This window comes from Candidatus Tisiphia endosymbiont of Nemotelus uliginosus, from assembly GCF_964264835.1.
In the GTDB taxonomy this organism is placed as follows: Bacteria; Pseudomonadota; Alphaproteobacteria; order Rickettsiales; family Rickettsiaceae; genus Tisiphia.
This window is the reverse complement of record NZ_OZ183485.1, coordinates 772492-796123: the sequence shown is the minus strand read 5'-3', so window position 1 is coordinate 796123 and position 23632 is coordinate 772492. Positions and strand designations below refer to the sequence as shown.

Annotated in this window: 16 protein-coding genes and 1 pseudogene; 5 read left to right on the top strand and 12 right to left on the bottom strand. The window is 33.7% G+C overall.

The genetic code is table 11. The features are described from left to right. Positions 1-303 precede the first annotated feature (303 nt). Complete coding sequence (gene dprA, locus ACFELV_RS03495; protein WP_375326769.1) at positions 304-1467, top strand: DNA-processing protein DprA; 1164 nt, start codon at positions 304-306, stop codon at positions 1465-1467. 1 nt (position 1468) lies between these two features. Continuing rightward, positions 1469-3847: a type I DNA topoisomerase gene (gene topA / locus ACFELV_RS03490; protein ID WP_375326768.1), complete on the top strand. Its 2379-nt coding sequence runs from the start codon at positions 1469-1471 to the stop codon at positions 3845-3847. A gap of 13 nt (positions 3848-3860) precedes the next feature. Here the strand turns inward: topA and ACFELV_RS03485 are convergent, their stop codons facing one another. Then, positions 3861-4448: a hypothetical protein gene (locus tag ACFELV_RS03485; RefSeq protein ID WP_375326767.1), complete on the bottom strand. Its 588-nt coding sequence runs from the start codon at positions 4446-4448 to the stop codon at positions 3861-3863. 243 nt (positions 4449-4691) lie between these two features. On the opposite strand from ACFELV_RS03485, the gene ACFELV_RS03480 reads away from it, so the two are divergent. After that, entirely contained in the window at positions 4692-4934 is a 243-nt protein-coding gene (locus tag ACFELV_RS03480) for a hypothetical protein (RefSeq protein WP_375326766.1), read from the top strand. Positions 4935-4992: 58 nt separating this feature from the next. Here the strand turns inward: ACFELV_RS03480 and ACFELV_RS03475 are convergent, their stop codons facing one another. The 11 genes from ACFELV_RS03475 to ACFELV_RS03425 form a co-directional block, all read right to left on the bottom strand. After that, entirely contained in the window at positions 4993-6285 is a 1293-nt protein-coding gene (locus ACFELV_RS03475; protein ID WP_375326765.1) for an NAD-dependent epimerase/dehydratase family protein, read from the bottom strand. Between the two features lie 288 nt (positions 6286-6573). Next, positions 6574-7515, bottom strand: coding sequence for a malate dehydrogenase (gene mdh / locus ACFELV_RS03470; RefSeq protein WP_375326764.1), 942 nt, complete (start codon positions 7513-7515; stop codon positions 6574-6576). After that, on the bottom strand, positions 7508-8905 hold the full coding sequence (gene rho / locus ACFELV_RS03465; protein WP_375326763.1) for a transcription termination factor Rho: 1398 nt from the start codon (positions 8903-8905) through the stop codon (positions 7508-7510). Before rho ends, mdh begins: the two co-directional genes overlap by 8 nt. A 1510-nt stretch (positions 8906-10415) precedes the next feature. After that, on the bottom strand, positions 10416-11225 hold the full coding sequence (locus tag ACFELV_RS03460; protein WP_375326762.1) for a DsbA family protein: 810 nt from the start codon (positions 11223-11225) through the stop codon (positions 10416-10418). A gap of 415 nt (positions 11226-11640) precedes the next feature. Next, entirely contained in the window at positions 11641-15096 is a 3456-nt protein-coding gene (locus ACFELV_RS03455; protein WP_375326761.1) for an acyl-[ACP]--phospholipid O-acyltransferase, read from the bottom strand. 50 nt (positions 15097-15146) lie between these two features. Then, complete coding sequence (gene nuoK, locus ACFELV_RS03450; protein ID WP_375326760.1) at positions 15147-15461, bottom strand: NADH-quinone oxidoreductase subunit NuoK; 315 nt, start codon at positions 15459-15461, stop codon at positions 15147-15149. After that, positions 15454-16068: an NADH-quinone oxidoreductase subunit J gene (locus tag ACFELV_RS03445; RefSeq protein ID WP_375326759.1), complete on the bottom strand. Its 615-nt coding sequence runs from the start codon at positions 16066-16068 to the stop codon at positions 15454-15456. The genes nuoK and ACFELV_RS03445 overlap by 8 nt, the downstream gene beginning before the upstream one ends. Before the next feature lie 8 nt (positions 16069-16076). Continuing rightward, on the bottom strand, positions 16077-16565 hold the full coding sequence (gene nuoI / locus ACFELV_RS03440; RefSeq protein WP_375326758.1) for an NADH-quinone oxidoreductase subunit NuoI: 489 nt from the start codon (positions 16563-16565) through the stop codon (positions 16077-16079). A 444-nt stretch (positions 16566-17009) separates the two neighbouring features. Continuing rightward, on the bottom strand, positions 17010-18026 hold the full coding sequence (nuoH, locus tag ACFELV_RS03435) for an NADH-quinone oxidoreductase subunit NuoH (protein WP_375326757.1): 1017 nt from the start codon (positions 18024-18026) through the stop codon (positions 17010-17012). Further along, the gene (gene nuoG / locus ACFELV_RS03430; RefSeq protein ID WP_375326756.1) at positions 18023-20071 is read right to left on the bottom strand and encodes an NADH-quinone oxidoreductase subunit NuoG; all 2049 of its coding nucleotides are present in this window, start codon (positions 20069-20071) and stop codon (positions 18023-18025) included. Before nuoG ends, nuoH begins: the two co-directional genes overlap by 4 nt. A 103-nt stretch (positions 20072-20174) precedes the next feature. Further along, entirely contained in the window at positions 20175-21227 is a 1053-nt protein-coding gene (locus ACFELV_RS03425) for a mannose-1-phosphate guanylyltransferase (protein ID WP_375326755.1), read from the bottom strand. 253 nt (positions 21228-21480) lie between these two features. Between ACFELV_RS03425 and ACFELV_RS03420 the strand changes: the two are divergent. Both ACFELV_RS03420 and sucC read left to right on the top strand, forming a co-directional pair. After that, a pseudogene (locus ACFELV_RS03420) lies at positions 21481-22248 on the top strand (LicD family protein). Between the two features lie 194 nt (positions 22249-22442). Beyond that, entirely contained in the window at positions 22443-23603 is a 1161-nt protein-coding gene (gene sucC / locus ACFELV_RS03415; RefSeq protein WP_375326754.1) for an ADP-forming succinate--CoA ligase subunit beta, read from the top strand. Positions 23604-23632 lie beyond the last annotated feature (29 nt).

Sequence of the window (23632 nt, the reverse complement as noted above, 5' to 3'; positions counted from 1 at the left end):
GAAGATCATGAAGTACGACGAACGTAGATGATTAGTTTTCGAAAATGGTATAACACCCCGATAGAGTGAAAAAAACAACTCTTAAAAACCAAAGAGGATATATGTGATCTAGATTGTGTGAACGAAACTTTGATAGAAGTGATTTATAGAGTATTTTAATCAACCAATAGTGGGAATTATGCAGGAATAATATACCTATCGCAAAAAATTTCTGCTATTTTGCAAATAAAATACATATAACTCAAGCGCTAAAAATTTCCTTCATACAACCTAAAATTAGGGTACTATAATTAAAGAGGATTAGTGCTGAAAGAACTATTTCTAAATAAGAAGCTAGAAAATCCTTACACCCAAGAAACTATCGATATTTTACGTTTAATTCGAAGCGAAAATGTTGGACCTAGAACCTTTTGGGGATTAATAAAGGTATTCGGTAATGCAAGCATAGCGATAGAAAATATCCAAGAATTTTCTGTGCGGGGTGGCCGCCCTAAGCTTGTAAAAGTGTTTTCCCAAAATGATGCGCTTAAAGAATTAGAATTATTAGACCAAAATAATGCTCAACTCATTACTTATAAGTCCTCATTCTATTCACAACTACTGGCGGAAATTTTTGATCCTCCTCCTATATTAAGTTATAAAGGAAATATTGAATTATTATCACATAACCGCTGCGTAGCAATTGTTGGCGCAAGAAATGCTTCAGTAAATGGCAGATCCCTTACAGCTAAACTGACAACAAGTTTAATAGAACTAGGTTATATAACGGTTTCTGGGCTAGCACGAGGGATTGATACGGTTGTACATCAAGTCAACACTTCCAAAACAATAGGGGTAATAGCAGGAGGAATTGACCATATTTATCCTCTAGAAAATGCTAAACTCTTTGAACAAATTGTCAGAAATGGCTTAATAATTGCAGAATTACCTATAGGCTCCAAGCCGTTAGCTCAACATTTTCCGCAACGTAATAGGATCATTGCTGGTTTATCGCTTGGCACGTTAGTAATAGAAGCTAGTTTAAAATCCGGCTCTTTAATAACCTCTAAATTTGCCTTGCAGCACAATAGAGAAGTATTTGCAGTCCCAGGTTTTCCTATAGATCCTAGGTGTCAAGGCACTAATAAACTTATTAAACAAGGAGCACATATAGTAGAATCGGTGGACGATATAGTGACTAACTTACCATCTTTTGATAATATTCTCAACAAAGCAAAAGATATAGCCCAAGATTCCCAGATAAATAATCAATTCAAAACGCTGAATATGAAATACCATGATTTAGTTACTAATGATATGCGGGTCAAGGTTCGAGAGCTATTATCTGCCACTCCAACAGATTTTGATTGTTTACATACTGAAACTCAGTTACCTCTACAAACTATATATATGATAATACTAGAATTAGAGTTAGCGGAAAAAGTCATAAGATATCCAGGTAATAAAATTGTTTTAATTTATAATTAACATGAAATTAGTCATAGTAGAATCGCCTGCCAAGGCAAAAACAATCAATAAATATTTAGGTGATGATTTTCAAGTTATTGCTTCAGTAGGTCATATTAGAGATTTACCCTCTAAAAATGGGTCGGTGCTACCTAACAAAAATTTTGAAATGAAATATGTCATTTCTGACAAAGCCAAGAAATATGTAGAGATAATCACCAAAGAAGCTCGCAAGGCAGAAGCCATTTATTTAGCAACTGATCCGGATCGGGAAGGAGAGTCGATTTCATGGCATGTAGCAGAAGTAATAAAGGAGCAAAACTTAGTACAATCTCAAGAATTTTTCAAAAGAATAGCATTTAATGAGATTACTAAAAAATCTATTTTATATGCCATTGAGCACCCCCGGGACATAGATATTAATTTGGTTAATGCGCAGCAAGCGAGAAGAGCATTAGATTATTTAGTAGGCTTCACTTTATCTCCTTTATTGTGGCGAAAACTGCCTGGTTGTAAATCTGCAGGTCGCGTACAATCGGTAGCCCTTAAACTTATTTGTGAACGTGAAGATGAAATAGAACGTTTTCAAATACAGGAATATTGGAATATCATCCTTAACATGCTTAACAAAAACAAAGAACCATTTTTAGCGACCTTAACTCATATTAATGGCCAAAAACTAGAAAAATTTACTATTACTAATAAATCAGCTGCTCACAATTTGGTAAAACAAATTAGAACAAAAAATTTTTATGTGGCATCTTTAGACAAGAAGCAGCAAAAACGCCAACCTCAACCACCTTTTATTACCTCTTCATTACAACAAGAAGCCGCTAGGAAATTAGGTTTTACTGCTAAGAAAACTATGCAAATTGCTCAAAAACTTTATGAAGGTTTAGATATTGGCAAAGATACTATCGGTCTGATAACTTATATGAGAACGGATGGGATCACTTTGGCAAGTGAGGCAGTGGATCAGGTCCGAGCATTAATCCATAAGAATTTTGGTGATAAATATCTCCCTCCTAGCCCAAGAATTTACAAATCTAGGGCTAAAAATGCTCAAGAAGCTCACGAAGCAATAAGACCTACAAATATTAATTTAACTCCTGAAAGATTAAAAGATAAACTAGAGAAAGATTATTATAGACTCTATGATTTAATTTGGAAAAGAACCGTCGCCTGTCAAATGGAAAATGTGGTGATGGATTTAGTGGTAGCGCAAATTGAAACTGAGGATAAACAATTCTTAGCTAGGGCAACTGGCTCCGTTATTGCCTTTGAAGGTTTTTATAAAATTTATCGTGAAGGATTAGACGATGCATTAGAAGAAGAAAACAAGCTTCTGCCAGCATTAGAACCAGGAGAAAAAATAGCTGTAGAATCCATTAATCCTAAACAACATTTCACCGAACCTCCCCCTAGATATTCTGAATCTAGTTTAGTAAAAAAACTTGAGGAATTAGGCATTGGCCGCCCTTCTACTTATGCAACAATTATCTCAGTGTTGCAAGAGAGAAAATATGTGGTTGTCCAAAAAAAACGTTTTGTACCTGAAGAGTTAGGCCGGTTAGTCACTGCGTTTTTAATTGGATTCTTTAAAAAATATGTAGAATATGATTTCACCGCAGAACTGGAAAATGACTTAGATGAAGTAGCAGAAGGCAAGATCGAGTGGAAGACTTTACTAGAAAATTTTTGGGGTGATTTTAATCAAAATGTCGAATCAGTCAGCGAAAAAAAAATAACTGATATCATTATTTATGTTGAAAGCGCTTTAGACTATCATTTGTTTGGAGAAAATAAGACAGATAATCTAGCTCGAAACTGCTCATCTTGTGCTACCGGCAAATTAGGACTCAAGCTTGGTAAATTTGGGGCATTTTTAGCCTGTAGTAACTATCCTGAATGTAATTTTAAGAAACAGATTACTGCCGCCACTAGAGAAGGAAATGGAGACCAAGTCGCTGAAGAAAATAAGTTATTGGGAGTCAACAAAGAAGGCTTAAATGTGTTCCTCAAAAAAGGCCCTTATGGGTTTTATGTCCAATTTGGAGAACAAATCTCTAAAGCAGAAAAACCAAAAAGAGCTCCTGTACCAGCAGCAATGCCGCATCAGGACATTAACCTTGATATGGCACTGCAACTGATGAGTTTACCCAGGAAATTATTTGACTATCCTGGAAGTAATAACGAAATTATACTAGGTATTGGGCGATTTGGACCTTATCTTAAATATCTTGATAGATTTATTTCAATACCTAAAAGGTATAATCCTTTTGCACTGAGCCTAGATATGGTATTGGAAATAATTGAGGCTAATAATAACAAATTAAAGAATAAGCAAGAAAAAGATGTTGGGCCTATTAAGACCAAAAAAGCTAAACGTAATAGAAAGTAGAGCATTTAGCTCATTAGGCATACCCACTAAAATCACCACATTGATCCATGATGTCTCCTCCTAATGGTGGGATATATACATCTTCTGTAGGACAAGACGAAATATACTTTTGTAAGTTTTCTACACCCTGTTTAATCTGTTCATAATTAGTACGATATTCAGGTTTTGGGGAATTATTAAATTTTTCAACTAGTTTATTAATATCAGGTATATTTTTGACAGCTTCTATTTTAGAATAACCATCTTTTAACTCTTCTTGGCGTAAATAATCAGTATAACCACTTCGCTCTACAGGAAGACCCAATACAAATTCCGAAAATTTTTGTAACTGCACATTAGTAATTGCCGTCAATACCCGCATAATAGTATGATCTTCAATTACTTGAATCTTGTTTGCCGGTGCTTCACTCGTTTTAATTATTTTAATGACGTCATTGGATGTTATCACTATTTTATCATCTTTATCAATTTCAGCTAATTTCTCTTGTATAGATGATATACCCTTAGCTAAATCTTCCTCTGTAAAAAAATTTTTATACTGAGTAAGCCAAGGGCCAAAAGCGGTTACCGCAAGTTTTGTAAAATAACTCTTTAATTGCATAAAACCTCCTAAATGTTATTTCAGTATACACCTTATTGATTAAGTGTTCAAAATATCGTAGTGTGACTATATATCATTTATTATAATGATATAGTATTAGAAAAAATCAAGTATAATATAAAACTTAATATTTCTTAAGTAATTAATTATATTAAAAGTATTGTTAATAGATAACATTTAGTATAATATATGCAGTGCATTATTAACTAATATGCGTATTTTTAACTAACAAGAATATTGAATATGATTAATTGGGAAGCTGACGCAAGACCAGAAAGCAAAAAAATAGTTTCCCCTTCTAATAATACAAGTGGTGTTTTCACTCCTATAGTTGCCATACTACACTATATTGCTGTTATTTTTAGTTTTACAAATGAGCAAAAGAATACTACAAATGGTACAAATCCCAACCCATTAGCAAGTGATTTAGCAGGAGTGGATTCCAATCCAAACGATATAAGTAATGCGGAAGGAGGGGTCATTTAATCTGAATCTCCTACCGCCAATAAAAAGGAATATAGAAGGTGGGTAATTTATAGCAGATTTATCTATCTCTTGCTATAGTTAAGAGAACAAGAGTCAAAAGAATTATAGGAATATTCTGGGTACACAAACCTAAAGGAGCTAGCCATAAAGAAGGGAATAATAAGGTGGTCAAACCTGTAGAAGTTAACATTAACAAAATCTGTGCTATACATATTCCTGTGATTCTTTGTCTAATGATCACTAAAATCCCCAGAATTATATTAGCTAGACAACTCGAATATAATATCACGTGTGCAGTATGATTATTAAAGCCTAGCCTAGTGATGGCCTTCAGCGCAAGTTCGGGTGCAAAAACACTACTGATAACACCAGTGGTAATCCACAATAACCCTAAAACAACTTTTAATAATGGTTTTAATAAAAAGAGTCTAGCGTGCCATAATGATTGAGCAGTAAGAGGCTCCGTTGCTAATCCTTCTTCAAAGTTTCTTGGAGTAATAGAAGTAAAATTAATAAATTCATCCTTACTGGCAGTATTTGGCTGTAGCATCATACTATATAATATGCTATTTAGATGTCCTATCTTAAAAACATCTCCTAATCTAGCTCCAATTCTAATAAATATTAAAGGAATTTTTATTAATCTAGCAGGGCCTAGACCAAGCCACCTTCTAAAATTAATTAATATTTCTTTTATTGTCACTATTTCTGGACCCACTATTTTTAATATTTTACAAATCGTTCCTTCTCTTTTAAGGCAATGAATAACCACTTTAGTTAAGTCATCTATATGTATGGGTTGAAATTGTTGGGACCCATCTCCTATGACAGGAATAAACCAAGGTAAGGTTGCTAGAGCGCGGAATAAGGAGGTACCTCCATAACAACCAGCCGCATATACAAGTGATGGTTGTAAAATTACCCAATCAATATTGGTTAAGGCTTGCAAATAATTATCAGCCTGTTTCTTAGTGAGAGCATAACCAGTAGTTTTTTCGTGATCTATACCAAGAGCTGAAATATGGATAATTCTTTTTACTTTAGCAAGAATACATGCTTCAAATAATGCTTTTGGCCCCAAAAAATGGACATTTTCTATTTTATTATTGTTTGTCGAAGTTAATACTCCAGCTACATTAATAACTACCTCGATATTTTGTAAGTGACTCAGCCACTTGTGAGGATCAGTATCATCATTAAAATCACAAGCTACAATTTTTACATTAGGAAATTTCCTTTGCGTAGCTTTTACGTCTCTAACTGCACAAGTGACCTTGTGATGATCTTTTAATAACGCAGCAGTAATATATGATCCAATAAAGCCATTAGCTCCTACTATTAAAATTCTCAAACTTTCTCTCTATGATTTAGTTTCTTATTCCATATTAACGCCATCATCTGCAATATAAGTCAAGGAAAAGTTACATTTTATTCCTATATACTTCTCGGAACTTCAAGAATTGAGCTCTATTATACCTAAAAGGTCGAGGATGCTCACATAACGTAATGTACTCTGCGCTTCTTCTAGCTTTGCTACTACCCTCTTCTTGAAGTTGATTCTATCGTCTACCAACTCGTCATTTACCAATAGTACATAGCCTGCGTTATTGAGCTGACATACCAGTTATGGCAATCCCAATTATACTAATTCTATCATTTTTTTTACCCCTGCCACTGATTGGTTAAATAAGGCTTGCTCTTCAGCATTTAATTTTATTTCTACTATTTTTTCTACACCATTTTTCCCGATTACCACTGGTACCCCAACATAACAATCTTTTACTCCATACTCACCTTGAAGATAAGCAGCACAACCTAATATTTTACGTCTGTCCTTTAAGTAACTTTCTAGCATTTCCACTGCAGAAGTTGCAGGTGCAAAATAAGCAGAACCAGTTTTAAGTAGAGACACAATTTCCCCTCCTCCATTTCTAGTGCGTCCTACTATAGCATCAATACGCTGCCTAGTTGACCACCCCATCTCTACTAAATCTAAAATTGGAATTCCATTAATAGTAGAATATCTAATTAATGGCACCATTAAATCTCCATGCCCCCCCAGCACAAAGCTACTCACATTCTCTACCGAGACATTAAATTCCTGAGCTAAAAATAAATTGAATCTTGCAGAATCAAGTACTCCTGCCATCCCAACTACCATATTGTGAGGTAATCCGCTTTCCTTTAACATGACATATACCATAACATCTAGAGGATTAGTAATAACAATTACAAAAGCGTTGGGAGCATATTGTTTAATATTGGTAGCGACCTTTTTGATAATATCAGAATTCACATTAATTAAATCATCCCGGCTCATTCCTGGTTTACGTGGCACGCCTGCAGTAACAATTATTACATCTGAATTTGCTATATCTTGATAATCATTAGTGCCTCTTACATTTCTATCTGATCCAGTTATAGCTCCTGCTTGGGATATATCAAGAGTTTTCCCTTGGGGCAACCCTGGAGTTATGTCAAACATTACTACATCCCCTAATTCCTTGAAGCTAATTAGATGCGCTAACACCCCTCCTATATTACCACCACCTATTAATGAAATTTTTACTCTTTTAGCCATTTGTCCTCTCACCATTTAGTTTGTTAGAATTCATTTTATTAGAATTCATTGAATCAAAAAATTCAGTATTTGTCTTGGTATTTTTTAGCTTATCTATTAAAAATTCTATAGCATCTATAGTACCCATTGGATTAATAATTCTACGCAGTACCCACATTTTTGGTAAAATTGTTTCATTAACCAACAATTCTTCCTTACGTGTACCTGATTTTGTTATATCAATAGCAGGATAGATGCGCTTATCGGCTATTTTACGATCTAATACTATTTCAGAATTACCGGTACCTTTAAATTCTTCAAAAATCACTTCATCCATACGAGACCCTGTATCAATTAGGGCCGTTCCTATTATGGTTAATGAGCCACCATTTTCAATATTTCTAGCAGCACCAAAGAATCGTTTAGGTCTTTGTAATGCATTAGCATCAACACCTCCTGTGAGCACTTTACCTGACGAAGGCACTACCGTGTTATAAGCCCTTGCAAGTCTAGTGATAGCATCCACTAATATTACCACATCCCTTTTATGTTCTACTAACCTTTTGGCTTTTTCTATCACCATTTCAGCAAGCTGCACATGCCTAGAAGCTGGTTCATCAAAAGTTGAACTAACAACTTCTCCTTTCACTGAACGTTGCATATCAGTTACTTCTTCTGGCCGCTCATCGATTAATAATACAATCAAAAATACTTCTGGATTATTAGTAGTAATTGCATGAGCTATATTTTGTAATAAGACAGTTTTGCCTGTCCTTGGGGGAGCTACAATTAATGCCCGTTGTCCTTTACCCATAGGAGCAACCAACTCAATTATTCTAGTACTAAAATCCTTACTATTATTCTCTATTTCTAATGATAACTTCTCTTCAGGGTAAAGCGGAGTTAAATTATCAAAATGTACTCTATGATATGCTTTAGCGGGTTCTTCAAAATTTACCTTATTAACTTTTAATAACGCAAAGTATCGCTCGCCCGGCTTTGGAGCTCTAATTTGTCCTTCCACTGTATCACCAGTACGTAAGCCAAAACGTCGTATTTGACTAGGAGAAATATAAATATCATCAGGACCCGCTAAATAATTTACTTCTGGAGACCTCAGAAAACCAAACCCATCTGGTAAAATCTCTAACACCCCTTCCCCTAGAATTAACCCTCCTTGCTCCACAGATTTTTTTAATATAGCAAAAACTAATTCTTGCTTTAACAAATAACTAGCATTCTCTATATTCAGGTTCTCGGCTTGTAATTGTAATTCTTCCGGTAGTTTACGTTTTAATTGTTTTAGGTTTATGGTCACAGCATCTTCTTTGATAACACTAGTATGCTTTGCACTATTATCCGGGTATATAGTAGGTAATTCTTTATTGTCAGTAACTGTATTTTTAGTCATACATATCTTTTTATTAGATTATTTACGATAAGTCTTAATTTGTAATAAAAATCATTAGTTTTATTACAAACTAACTAAGTTATGTTTAACTAATGCATTAGGCAAGCCCTGCATTAATTTATATAATATTATTGGAAAACCAAGGACATATGACACCTCAGAAACACAAGTTACTTAGAGATATTTAGGTTGTGTTGACAAAATTTTTTAGTAGACTTTTTGAACAGGTTTTTACCAAAAATATAGGTGAATGTTGCAAGTCAATAGTCCACCTATTTCAAAAAATTTACCTATATTTGCAGGCAAAACATGCCAAAAAAGGCCCTAAAAAAATTTTGTCAACAGAACCTAGGATACCCAGTTGCTTTCAAGAATTATTTTGTCATTTTAGCGAAGATTTAGCTGCTCATGGACCAGTATATTACTTCCGCGCGCTCACACACACCCTAACAAACAAAATGAGGATTCTTGAGATCAAATGAGTACATAGCCTGCGGTATTTAGCTTAGGAATACCTAATATTGCAGGATTTTTGTTGTGCTCACATATACTAGACTTCCTTCGAAACTCTACTCAAGATGGTAATTTGGATAATGAATCTAGGCTCTAAGCCTCACATACACCCTAATCACACTACTGGACAAAAATAGAAGATGGTTGAAAAAGTACAAAAATTGTTATCTGCTAAAGCTCGTTTTTAGCAATTATTATCTCAAAAATAACATTTTGTACTTAAAATAATATGTTTTTTTAACCATTTTCTATTTTTGTCCAGTAGTGTGACACCCTAATACGCTACGGTTCTACGAACAACAATACCTATAAATCTACTCATTAGATAGAAATTTCGCAGCACCTAAAGAAAAGGCTATAAAGCAATTTTTCCGCCTTTGGTAAAGCTTAAAGAGCTACAATTGAAGCCAATTCTTTAATTTACCATAAAACAATATAAAGATTAAATTTATACAAAAGATGAAAGCTACTTTAAACCTTTTGCATTAACCATAATTCTTCTATTTCAAGAGTAATATTACCACTTATAAAGAGAAAAAATATCTACAGGCTTCCATAAAAATTCTTTATATATTCCTCTTCTACCGATTATTTATCTACCAACGGTAGGCAAATAATCTCCTAAGGTGAAGGTATAAAAATGAGGTGAACACGCAGAGCTACCGAGAATTTGCGACAACTAATTTGCATGAGCAAAAGAATATACTTATATTTTAAGGGGACAGTATTAATTGTTATAATGAATTATATGACACTTTAATATCAAAAAAGTGGTGTTTAAAGATTGATATTTATCCTTTCTAAAGATTTCTTATCTCCTCTTTATCTACCAAATTATCTTAAATTTGTCAAATGAATTCAGATAAATTTCTATTTATTATTAATTTTCTCCTACGAAGTATTTACTCTAACGTACTATTACTATTATGCAGCTTTATAATTTATAGAGTAGACAAAACCTATCTACTCCAACTCAAAAATTATATAATAAACAACGCTATTGTTTATTTTGATTCCTAATCTCAGCAATCACTCTCTGCAATTGTTCTAAATCCATCATCCCTGGTATTAATCTGCCATTAATAATATAAGCAGGTACTCCTTGTATTTTTAAATTCCTTGCTAGTTGTGTATTTTGTTCTAATATAGTTTTTACTTCTTCTTGATTTGCTGCGTCTATTATTGAGGCTGGGTCTAAAGTATTGTCTATTAACAACTTTTCTACTGCTGCATTTGAGATAGGCTTCATTTCTATTAAACTATCATGTACATTTTTAAACTTTAATGGAGCAGTTTTATATACAGCTAATGCAATAGATGCGGCAAAATAAGAATTATCACCAAGAATTGGGAAAGGTTTTAAAAACACTTTAACATTTGAATCTAATTTAATTAATTGGTTAATAAACTTATCTCCTTTCTTACAATAAGTACAATTATAATCATAAAAAGCTGCTATCATAATATTGCCACTACTATTTCCAAGTATTGGAGAAGTAGTAGGGTTATTAACTTCAGATTGGTGATCCTGTATATATTGGCTTGCCTTAATCTCCATTTCGTGTTTTTTGCGTTGTTGTAATACTTCCATCGCTTGCACAATTACTTCAGGATTATTAAGCAAATATTCATGGATAATTTTTTCGGTCTTTTTTACCTCGTTTAACTGATCAGAGGATTGCTGGCTTACGTTATTAGGGGAAATTTTTGCAACCGCAATACTGGGTACTTTAAGAGTTTTATAAGCAAATAATGCTATAAGCAAAATTACAATGATCAATAATACTTTACTAACAACGTTATTCATACATTTCTTTTTTAAAATTATCTTCTAAGTTATAAATAACTTATTTATTAAAGTAAAGGCTATAACCTACTTTACCTACCAAAAACTTTTTAACCACATCTTTCATTAGCCCGAAATCCCATAAATATACTCAATGGATTTCAAGAGTTGGATTTCATTTTGAGGGATGAGCGCGCGGAGCGTACACTTAAGTCACACTACTGGACAAAAATAGAAAATGGTTAAAAAAGTACAAAAATTGTTATCTGCTAAAGCTCGTTTTTAGCAATTATTATCTCAAAAATAACATTTTGTACTTAAAATAATATGTTTTTTTAACCATTTTCTATTTTTGTCCAGTAGTGTGACTTAAGTGTACGCTCCGCGCGCTCATCCCTCAAAATGAAATCCAACTCTTGAAATCCATTGAGTATACTTATCCGGATTTACGGTAAATATTCTCCAGCTGTTTATAGTTCACCTTACCTTTAGAAATTCTAGGGATTTCTTGAACATTGATAATCTCAGGTAAATACGCCAATGGCAATAGATTATTATGTAATATTTCAATGAACTTAGCATTATTAATAGCCACGCTGGTGGTAAAAAGAATAATTTTCTTTTCCCTATTAACATTCTCAAGATGAATAACCGCATTAGCACTATCCTTATCTATTATATTTGCCAGTTGTTCTATCAATAGTAAGGGTATCTTCTTCTCTTCTATCATAATGAACTGCTCTAGCTTACCCAAAACCATAATATAACCATCTTGATCACACTTTACCACTTCTTGGGTATCTAACCAGCCTAGACCTAATTCAGAAGCAGTATAATGCAGCACTCCTGGATTATTATTAAACATATAGCCAAGCATAATATTGGGCCCTTTGACAAATAATTGCCCTGCTCCTTCTATGCCTTCCACCTGTTTTATATAATACTCTACCTGGGGCACTAACCTACCGACACTTCCTGACCGATAATGCATAGGAGTATTGCAAGCTATGACCGATGACATTTCGGCAGTCCCATACATTTCAAAAATTCTTATACCAAATTTATTAAGCCATACTTGCCGAGTTTGTTCACGTAATGTGCCCCCATACGCCAATACATATCTTATAGAATAAAAATCATAAGGGTGAGCATATAATGCATAATTATCCAAAAATATATCCACGCTAAATATAATGGTAGCACCAATATCATATATCACCTCAGGAATATTACGGTAATGCTGAGCAGAAAGATAAAGAAACGTGGGTACCCCATTTAATATCATCATTATAGTACTAGTCAACCCAAAACAATCAGAAAATGGCAGAGCAATAAAAGCAAGATCCTCCGGACTAAACTGCAATTTGGCGCCAAGTTGAAATCTATTGGCTTGCAAGTTTCTATGAGATAAAACTATTGCTTTTTGTGCCGCTAAGCAGTCAGAAGTAAATACTACCACTGCCGCGCCTTGATCTCTATGGTTAGTACAAATGCTATTATAATAGCTTTGTGGAAATAAGTTATAAAGCAGTAATTTAATTCTTATGCCCCAACTAATTCGTTGCTGCAAATCTTCTAGATAAATAATGTTTATATTAGCCGCTAAAATTTTTATAATAGTTTCTTGTAACCTAGCTTTCTCGATAAATTCTTTAGAAGTATAGATGATATTGACCGATGTTGTTTGACAAGCAGTAATGATATGACCTACTTCGCTTGTATAATCAAGCATCACTACCGTACTACCAAGAGCCTGCATTGCATAAAAAGTACTCACTACTTTAATCATATTAGGTAACATGAGGCCTAAATAATTAGCACTTTTGGCCTCCCGTTTCATTAAATACGCTAAAGTAAAAGAGTCTAATAATAATTGCTGGTAAGTAATACCCTGATAATCCACATCTTGGATTATCTGTTTTTTAAAGCCATGCACTTTAGCAGATTCAATGAGCGACTGGAAGAGAGTATTTTTGTAATTAGAACTTTCAAACATCATATCGACCATAATATCATAAAGTGCCTGCCCCATATATTTACGCTTTGCCCTATTATCCATATTCTGGATATCCTGCCTTGAAGCAAATTGGACTGGTGGTAAAATCGTGACAGTAATTTTAGGAAAAATCCGAGTTTTTAATATGTTTTTCAGTTTTGAAAAATGAGTAAATTGCGTTCCATCTATTCTCACTGGTAAAATTGTGGCCCCTGCTTTTTCTGCAATCATTCCAGGTCCTTCATAAACCTTCATGAGAGAGCCAGTGATGCTGATTCTTCCTTCAGGAAAAATAGCAATTTTTTTATCTTTTTGTACTTCTTTAATTAAAGTTTTAATAGCCATTGCACTAGTAGGATCTACCGGTAAAGTTCTATTCACTTTTAAAAATGGCCTTACCCACCATGCTTTAGCTATAGTAGTATTAATAGCAAAAGTCATTTCTTCAGGTAGATAAGTTGCAAGCACTGCAGGATCAAGATATGAAATATGATTAGCGATAATTACTGACCGTTTACCAGCCTTATAAAAATTTTCGATCCCTTTCACCTCAACATTATACATAAAATCAAAAATAACTTTTAAAATACCTCGCACCACAGGAAAAGGAATGATTTTTACTTCCGGAATCAGCTCATAGATATAATAAGCAACTACTATATTCAATATGCTAATAAATAATATGACAAATGGGATTGAATACCCCCAATAAAATAATAGAGATAGAATCAGAGTAGAGCCGGCCATAAAAATAGAATTGATAAAATGATTAATCGCAATGATTCTACTACGGTGAGCAAAAGAACTAAAATATTGTAATACCGCATAAAGGGGTACTATATATACTCCCCCTATGGCTGAAATAAAAAATAAATCTATAATTATACGCCAATTATGTTTTTTAGATAAAAAGACTAATATGCTTCTTAACTGTTCTGGCTCATATTGGATCATGCCGATTCGGCTGGCAAAAAACAAATCAATACCAAATATGCTTATTCCTATTGCGGCAAGAAAAATATATTTAGTAGTAATTTCATTTTCCAAAATCTTACTACACAAAAAAGATCCAACACCTACGCCAATAGAAAATGTGGCAAGGAATAGGTTAGCTACATTTTCATCGGCTCCTAAAGTTTCTTTCGCTAGAGCGGGAATTTGCGAAAATATTGCCGCACTAATGAACCAAAACCACGAAATTCCTAGTATGGCTAAATATATCTGTTTCTTAGTTTTGGCATATTTAAGCATTTCCATGCTTTCTTGGTACAAATTAAAATTAATTTTTATTTTAGGATTGGAATTACCAGACCTTGGCATAAATAAGCTACTGATCAAGCCTATCGTTGCAATGATGATCAGCACCATTATAATTAAATTACCATTTATTGTATAATAACCGCCAATAATAGTACCAACTAAAATCGAAAAAAACGTTCCGGCTTCTACAAAACCATTGGCTCCTAATAATTCATCTTTATGAAGATGGTCTGGTAAAACACTATACTTAATTGGGCCAAAGAACGTTGAATGTATGCCCATCAAAAAAATAGACACAAACAATATTCCTAAATTATTACCCCTAAAGCCATAGGCAGCAAAGATTGCGATAAACAGCTCCAATAGCTTAATGACTTTCACTAACATAGATCGCTCATATCGATCTGCTAGTTGTCCGGCTAAACTAGCAAATAGTACAAAAGGCAAGACAAAAATAGTATTAGCAGCTAGTACCATTAAGGAAGCTGATAATACTAATTGGCTAGATAATTGATAAGTAATTAACATGATTAAAGCATTTTTCATTACGTTATCATTTACACACCCGCAAAACTGTACCACAAAAATAGGCAAAAACCGCACATCTCTAAATAGATATAGCAAATTTGGTCCCATACTTTCTCCCAAAAGTTATCATAGTAGAAGAATTATACACTGATTTTAGGCTATCCTTGCATTTGATTAATATCACTTAGATTTATCGATCCCTTATTTCTAAAATAAACTAATAATATTGCTAGGCCTATAGCTGTCTCCGCTGCTGCTATTGTCAAAATTATTATACTAAAAATCTGACCAGTAATATCACTAGCATAAGCAGAAAATGCAACAAAGTTGATATTTACCGCTAGAAGCATTAATTCTATTGACATAAGAATAGTAATAACATTCTTACGATATAAAAATAATCCTAACATCCCTAGGCTAAAAACACAGGCAGATAAAATTAGATAGTGTTCCAAAGTAATATTATTATTCATATTGAATTCCTTCGACCCCCTTATTGATCTCTGGATCAACAATTAATATAGAATTCTCTTTACTTTTACTATTTTGATTGCAAATATTTTGTCTTTTCACTCCCGGCCGATGTTTTATAGTTAAACTAATACATGCTATCATCGCAACAAACAAAATAATACCAGACATTTGGAATGGTAAAATAAAATCAGTATATAATATTACCCCTATTGCCTTAGTATTACTTATATCTGAGAGGTTCTCTAACTTATTATCTGGCACAGTAATCTTTTGAGTCCCTAACAAAATAATTATGATAAAATCAAGCAACATAATGAACGCAACCACGCTACTAATCAGCCAATTTTTTTTTAATTGTTCCATAGCGTATGCTGCGTGTATATCTAACATCATAATAACAAATAAAAATAATACTGCAACCGCCCCAACATATATGACAATTAACATCATGGCTAAAAATTCTGCCCCTAATAAAATCATCAAACCAGAAGCATTACAAAAACTAAAAATTAACCAGAGAACAGAATAAATAGGATTGTTGCTAATAACTACTAAACCGCTACTTATCACTATGAGACTAGCAAATAAATAAAAAAATATCTCCATCATTCACCTCACTTATATTGATAATCCTTATGCAATTTTATTGCTAATTCTTGTTCCCACATATCTCCATTCGTCAATAATTTGTCTTTGTTATATATCAATTCTCTATGAGTAAAAGTCGAAAATTCAAAATTTGGCCCTTCAACTATAGCATCAACTGGACAGGCTTCTTGACATAAACCACAATAAATACATTTTGTCATATCAATATCATACCTAGTAGTTCTTCTACTACCGTCTTCTCTTTCTTGTGCCTCAATAATAATTGCTTGAGCAGGGCAAATTGCTTCACATAATTTACAGGCAATACACCGCTCCTCACCATTCGCATAACGCCTTAATGCGTGTTCTCCTTTAAATCGGGGGCTAATTGGCCCTTTTTCATGAGGATAATTCAACGTCACTTTGGGTTTGAAGAAATATCTCAGCGTCAATGCCAACCCAAATATTATTTCAAATAGAAAAAAAGATCTTAGATAATTGATTGTTTTTATCATATAAAATGCTCTATTCCTTCTGTTGTTCATTAGACCTCTTGCATAACCTAATCTAATTGGTAATTTTGTTGTCAAAACTCATCTCCGTTCCTCACATACAATTTAAGTACGCAGCTCGGCTCGACTTCGTTTTTCCTAAAAATTCCTCAATTATCTTTAGATTATGCAAGAAGCCTATTGCAATTAATAGGAGTGTATGATCTCACTAAAGATACTAATATTTCCTTAATTAACCTCAATTCGATATAAGGAAAAATGCATACTCGAAGCGGTTTTTCTTATGCATTTTCAATTCTTTCATCATTCAATAGATGATTTTAATTATTAAAATCATCTATTGAATGTAATGTTATATTTTAACAATCAGGTGTAAAACCTCTTTAAACCTGATTGTTTCTATATATTTCTCTGAAATTCGATGTACCAGGTTACATCGAATTCAGGTCAATTAGGTAAATTATCAGTAAACATTAATATAGCAGATAGTAATACTACCCAAAATAAAGTAAACGGTAAAAATACTTTCCACCCTAAACGCATCAGCTGATCATACCGATATCTAGGTAGCGTAGCTCTTATCCATAAAAAACAAAATAACAAAAAACCAACTTTTAAAATAAACCAAATAAAACCTGGAATACAACTCAATAATTTGATACCAAAGGGAGGCAAATATCCACCTAAAAAGAAAGTGGTGGTTATCGCGCTAACTAACATCATATTAGCATATTCCCCTAGGAAAAATAACGCGAACCCCATAGAAGAGTATTCCACATTATATCCTGCTACTAGCTCCGATTCAGCTTCAGCTAAATCAAAGGGTAATCTATTAGTTTCGGCAAGTACCGAAATAAAAAACACTACCCCCATTGGCAGTAACATTAAATCTATCCACCAAGGCAATAATCGCTGTTTTTCAACAATCTCTGAAAGGTTAAGAGTACCTGTAGTTAACAGCACTGTAACAATCACCAACCCTATAGAAACCTCGTAAGAAATCATTTGGGCTGAAGCGCGGATCGTCCCAAAAAAAGCATATTTTGAATTACTTGCCCAACCCGCTATTATGATCCCATAAATACCTAATGAAGAAATCGCCATAACGTATAATACCCCAACATTGATATTAGACAGCACCATTCCTTGATCAAAAGGTATAACTGCCCAACCTATTAGGCTCAGAATAAAAGTAATCATCGGTGCTAAAATAAATAATATTTTATCTGCTGAATTTGGGATGATTGCTTCTTTAAATAATAATTTAAAAGCATCAGCTATTGGCTGCAATAAACCAAAAGGCCCGGCCATATTTGGACCTTTTCTTAGCTGTATTAATCCTATGACTTTGCGTTCAGCATAGGTAAGGTAAGCAACACAAAGCAGCAGAGGTATAGTAATAGCAAGAATTTTTAAGGATATAAGCGCTACTGGTAATATATATTGCTCTAAAAACTTAATCATGCTACTTGGTCTCGCTGCTGTTTTGATGCTACACATTTGGCCATAGTCACCGAAGCTCTACTAATAGAATCAGTCATATAATAATTTATTGGGCTAGTTACTATATCATGACCAAGCAATGGATCAGTAGAGACAAACTTGCTGAATCCGCCTCTGACTACATTAGAGATATTAGCAAATACTGGAAATTCTGCGGCTAAATTGCTCCTAATATCTGACAAATTTTTGATGCCCATATCTATTCCTAAATTATCTGCTAACTCTTTAATGATTACCCAATCTACTTTAGCTTGACCTAAAGGATAGGTAGCCGCTTTGGTATATTGAGCTCTTCCTTCAAAGTTAACATAAATTGCATCTTTTTCTATATAGCTAGTAGCAGGCAAAATTACATCTGCAACATTTGCACCTCTATCACCATGATGGCCTTGATATACTACAAAAGAAGATTTTAATCTATCCATATCAATTTCGTCACTACCTAATAGATAAACGAACTGGATCTTCCCTTCTTCTGCCTTACGCACAATCTCAACAGCACTACTACCACCATTTTGAGGGCTAAACCCAATATCTAAACTCCCCACCATCGCAGCATGATTATGCAATATATTAAAACCGTTCCAATCCTCTCTTACTATTTTATATCTCTCCACCATTTGGTGAATAAGGCCTAAAAGGGCATATCCATCATCACGCCCATATACTCCGTCTCCAATAATAATCATTGGTTTTTGTGCCTTGATCAATGCCTGAGCCAACTTATGATCTCCTGTTACTATTTGGCTAATTATAGCAGGATCAGCTCCTAATTCATTGATAGGATAAGTTTGGTTAGTCACATTACCAATTCGATACACATTTAACTTACCCTCTCTTTGTAATACCCCAAGTCGTGCATTAAGGACAGGTGCTATCTGCCTAATGTTGGCTCCTATTATTAAACATAAGTCGGCTTCTTGCAATTTAACAATAGTAGTATTAAACAAATAATTACCTCTATTTGTCCTATCAATTTTATAATTAAATTGATTACTATCAAAATTATTACATCCCAACGCTTGCAGCATAGTTTTTAATAGAAACATTGATTCCACGCAAGCCATCTGTCCGGCAATTGCCCCTATCTGCTCTCCCTCTAATGTTCTTAATTTTTCTGCTACTAAATTAAGCGCATCATGCCACGAAGCTTCAACTAACCTCCCATTCAATTTGATATAAGGAGTATCTAATCGTTGATATTTTAATCCGTCATAAGAAAATCGCGCTTTATCGGATATCCATTCCTCATTGATATCATCATTCACTCTAGGCATTATTCTCATCACTTCGCTTCCCCGTGTATCGATAGCTATATTGCAACCTTGCGCATCCAGTACATCAATAGATGGAGTTCTGGTCAATTCCCAGCTTCGAGCTTTAAAAGCGTAAGGCTTAGAATTCAAGGCCCCCACAGGACAGATATCTATCATATTACCCGACAGTTCCGAATCAAGAGTCTGTTCTAAATACGAGGTTACTTCCATATGTTCTCCGCGGTAAATAGCTCCTATTTCTTCAATACCCGCTATATCAGTAGCAAATCTAATACATCTTGTACATTGGATGCATCTAGTCATATGAGTTTTAATTAAGGGACCCATATCTTTATCTTTGACTGTCCTTTTATTTTCTAGAAATCTATTAGTACCTTTACCATATTTGAAAGCTTGATCTTGTAAATCACATTCTCCTCCTTGATCACAAATAGGACAATCTAAAGGGTGGTTAATCAATAAAAACTCCATTACCCCTTCACGAGCTTGTTGCACCACCAGACTATTAGTATGAATTACCATAGAAGGGGACACAGGCATGGAGCAAGACGCAACTGGCTTAGGAAACTTTTCCATCTCCACTAAACACATCCTACAATTACCGGCAATCTTTAAACGTTTATGGTAGCAAAAATGCGGGATTTCTATTCCTAGCTTAGTACAAGCTTGCAATATTGTGGTACCTTCTTCTACTTCAACTTCAGTATTATCTATAGAGAGTTTTATCATGTATTATAATTCAATATTATAGGATTCATGCTGTTATTATACTTAATTTTATTCTAAGCGCTAATATAAATTTTGTATCAAAGCAATATATTAGCCCTCTATTCTAAATTTCTTCTCGGCCTCCTCTAGTCATTTGGAGTACTAATTGTTTTACTTTTTCTACTTTTGATTTTTTTACTATTAATAACGCATCATTAGTATTAATAATTATCAGGTTATCTACCCCTACCACAACAGTTAATTTATCCTTAGAATGAAGATATGAATTAGTAGTATCAACCTGTATTATATCACCTTCATAATAATTATTTAAGGTATCTTTATGCTGCATTTGCCATAATCTATACCAATTTCCTAAATCACACCAACTAAAATCCCCTCTTACCATAACCATTTGATTAATATTTTGAATTATAGCATAATCTAGAGAGATTGGTTTAATTCGTAAATAAGGTTTTAAGGCAAGCATTATGTTATTATTTGTTCTGGTAGCCTTATTTAGAGCATTATAAGAGTGGGTAAAAAGCTTCTTTTGCCATAATTTTGCTTGCTCTAGTATAAAATCTACACTAAAAATAAAAATTCCTGAATTCCAAAAATATTGCTCATCCTGTAGATAAGTTTGCGCTTGCAGTAGATTAGGTTTTTCTATAAAATTATTAGCTTGATAGACTCCCTCCTCCATCCACTGATTAGTTTTTATATATCCATATTCAGTATCAGGACGATCCGGCTGAATACCAATAGTACAAACTCCAAATTTTGATACATATTTCAAACATTTGCTAATAGTCTGTAAATATTTATCTATATTATCTATGTAATGATCACAAGGTAGCAATATAATAATTTCATAATTAGCTTGTTTGGCGGCGATAGCGGATATAATTGCACAAGCAGCAGTATTTCTTCCTAGTGGTTCGATAATCAAATCTGCTTCTACCCCGAGCTCTGTTAACTGAGTCTTTACTATTTCCTCATATTCTTTAATAATCATTAAAGTCGGCTGTCCAAAGGAAATATTATTAATAATGGTTCTTTGCATTAAACTAAAATTATCCAATAATTTAACAAATTGTTTAGGATAATTTTGTCTGGATAATGGCCATAATCTGGAACCCACCCCTCCAGCCATAATTACTGACTTGATCTTCATTGACTATTAATTTATTTTATTATGAATAAAGCAATTTATAGTTGATAAATAAGATAAAGTATAGTAAATTTATTCCTAATATTTCTGGTGTTTAACAAATTAGGTTCTTAACAGAATCTAAATCGTAAGTTCAAATGGTCAACTGTAAGAATGTTATATACCACCAGCAGATGCTATATTTTTACAAATAACAATTCTTGACATACTATGAGCACATGATAAAATAGCTGTTTTTATAAATACTTCTGTTCTTATGTATTTCCTACCCAAAGCTATTAATAAATTGCTATATAGACTTGCGGGAATTCTCATAATAAGCTGGGGGTTATACCAAATGTATCTAGAGTTTTATAACCATAAATGGAGAATAATCACTCCTACAAGATGCACAAATACAAGAATATTCCATTAAGCCAACACAAGCTTTAGCATTATACCAGTTAATGAAAGATACACATGAGATATTAACTCAGCACAACATAGATTATTGGATTGAAGGCGGCACACTTTTAGGAGCAGTAAGACATCAGGGTACATACCCTTTGATGACGATTTAGATATTGGAGTGCAACACAAAGATGAAACTAAATTACAAGAAACTTTTGACAGTTTTAGAAAATTACACTACAAGGTACGCCAAAATAGAATATATACTATATGCAGCAAATTATGCCTAGATATTTTTATCTATCATCAAATAGATGATAGATTGACCTATACTAATTTAGCACTACGTAATAGGTTTCCTAATCATTCTTTTTATTCTAATGAATTATTTCCTCTCAAAAAATATAAGTTTGGTGAACTTGAAGTATATGGCCCTAATGAATATAAGCCATATCTTGATAGACAGTATCCTGAGTGGGATCAATATGCCATAATTCAGCAACCTCACAATTATCATTATAGACTGTCAGGAATAGAAAAAAAGACTAAATTTATTTTAACTCCTACCCTACTAAAGGCTGCTATGCCGACTTCCCCTTTACAAGATCGTACTTCCAGACTAGGATTTTTTTAATTAAGTTTTTCGGCTCCACAACTCTATTCTTAAAAGGGTTACTACAGGTGAAACCTAGGATTGTTTTATTACCCCTTGATAAGAAAAAATAACAGTGATATCTATAGTTAATTAACCTTGAAATGAAGCTTTACAGTGATGATATTTTTAGTATTATAGGGTATCTTTAAATATTTAAAAAATAATTATAAACAATGAATATCCATGAATATCAAGCGAAGATGATTTTAAGGCAATATGGTATACCTACTTCTACAGGTGTAGTCATATTGCGCAAAGACGATATTGATCGGTTAATTGATGAATTACATACGGAGCTATATGTAGTAAAAGCTCAGATTCATGCAGGTGGTAGAGGTAAAGCAGGAGGAGTACAGGTTGTGAAGGATAAGGAGGCAACCAAAAAAGCTGCCCATGCAATGTTTGGAATTAATTTAGTAACCCCTCAAACTTCTAAAGAAGGACAAAAAGTAAATCGTATTTACGTGGAAGCTGGCTGTGATATTTTAAAGGAATATTATTTTAGTGCCGTCTTTAATCGCAGCAAGAGCACGATAACTTTTATAGCCTCTACTGAAGGCGGGATAGATATTGAGGAAGTAGCGCAGGCGAATCCAGAAAAGATTATTTCAGTATCAGTTGATCCAGCGACTGGCATACAACCCTTTCATTGTCGCGAGATAGCTTATAAGCTTGGGTTTAAAGGCGAACAAATTAAACAGATGATGCAAATTGTTGAGTCAACTTACAAGGCTTTTATTGAAACTGATGCGAGTCAGATTGAGATTAATCCCTTAATAACTAAACTTGATGGTACTTTACTTGCTTTAGATGCCAAAATTAATTTTGATGATAATGCTTTATTTAAACACCCTAATATTACCATCTTAAGAGATGAAGAAGAAGAGAATGCTCTAGAGACTAGAGCTGCCAACGCAGGCATTAGCTATGTTAAAATGGAGGGCAATATTGGTTGCATGGTCAACGGCGCAGGTCTAGCCATGGCCACGATGGATATTATCAAATTATACGGAGCAGAACCTGCAAATTTTTTAGATGTTGGGGGAGGAGCCGATCGTGAGAGAGTGACGGAAGCATTTAAAATTATTTTATCAGATCAAGGAGTCCGTGGTGTCTTAGTCAATATTTTTGGGGGCATAATGCGCTGTGATATCATTGCTGAAGGCATAATCGCTGCGGTAAAAGAAATTGACATTACTGTGCCTCTTGTGGTCCGTTTATCTGGCACTAATTTTGAATTAGGACGCAATATTTTAGCCAATTCAGGGTTAAAAATAATAGCTGCCAATGATTTAAATGACGCGGCTGAGCAAATTGTTGCTGCAGTAAAATAAACTCCAGGTTGTGTGAAAGAAATTTTTAT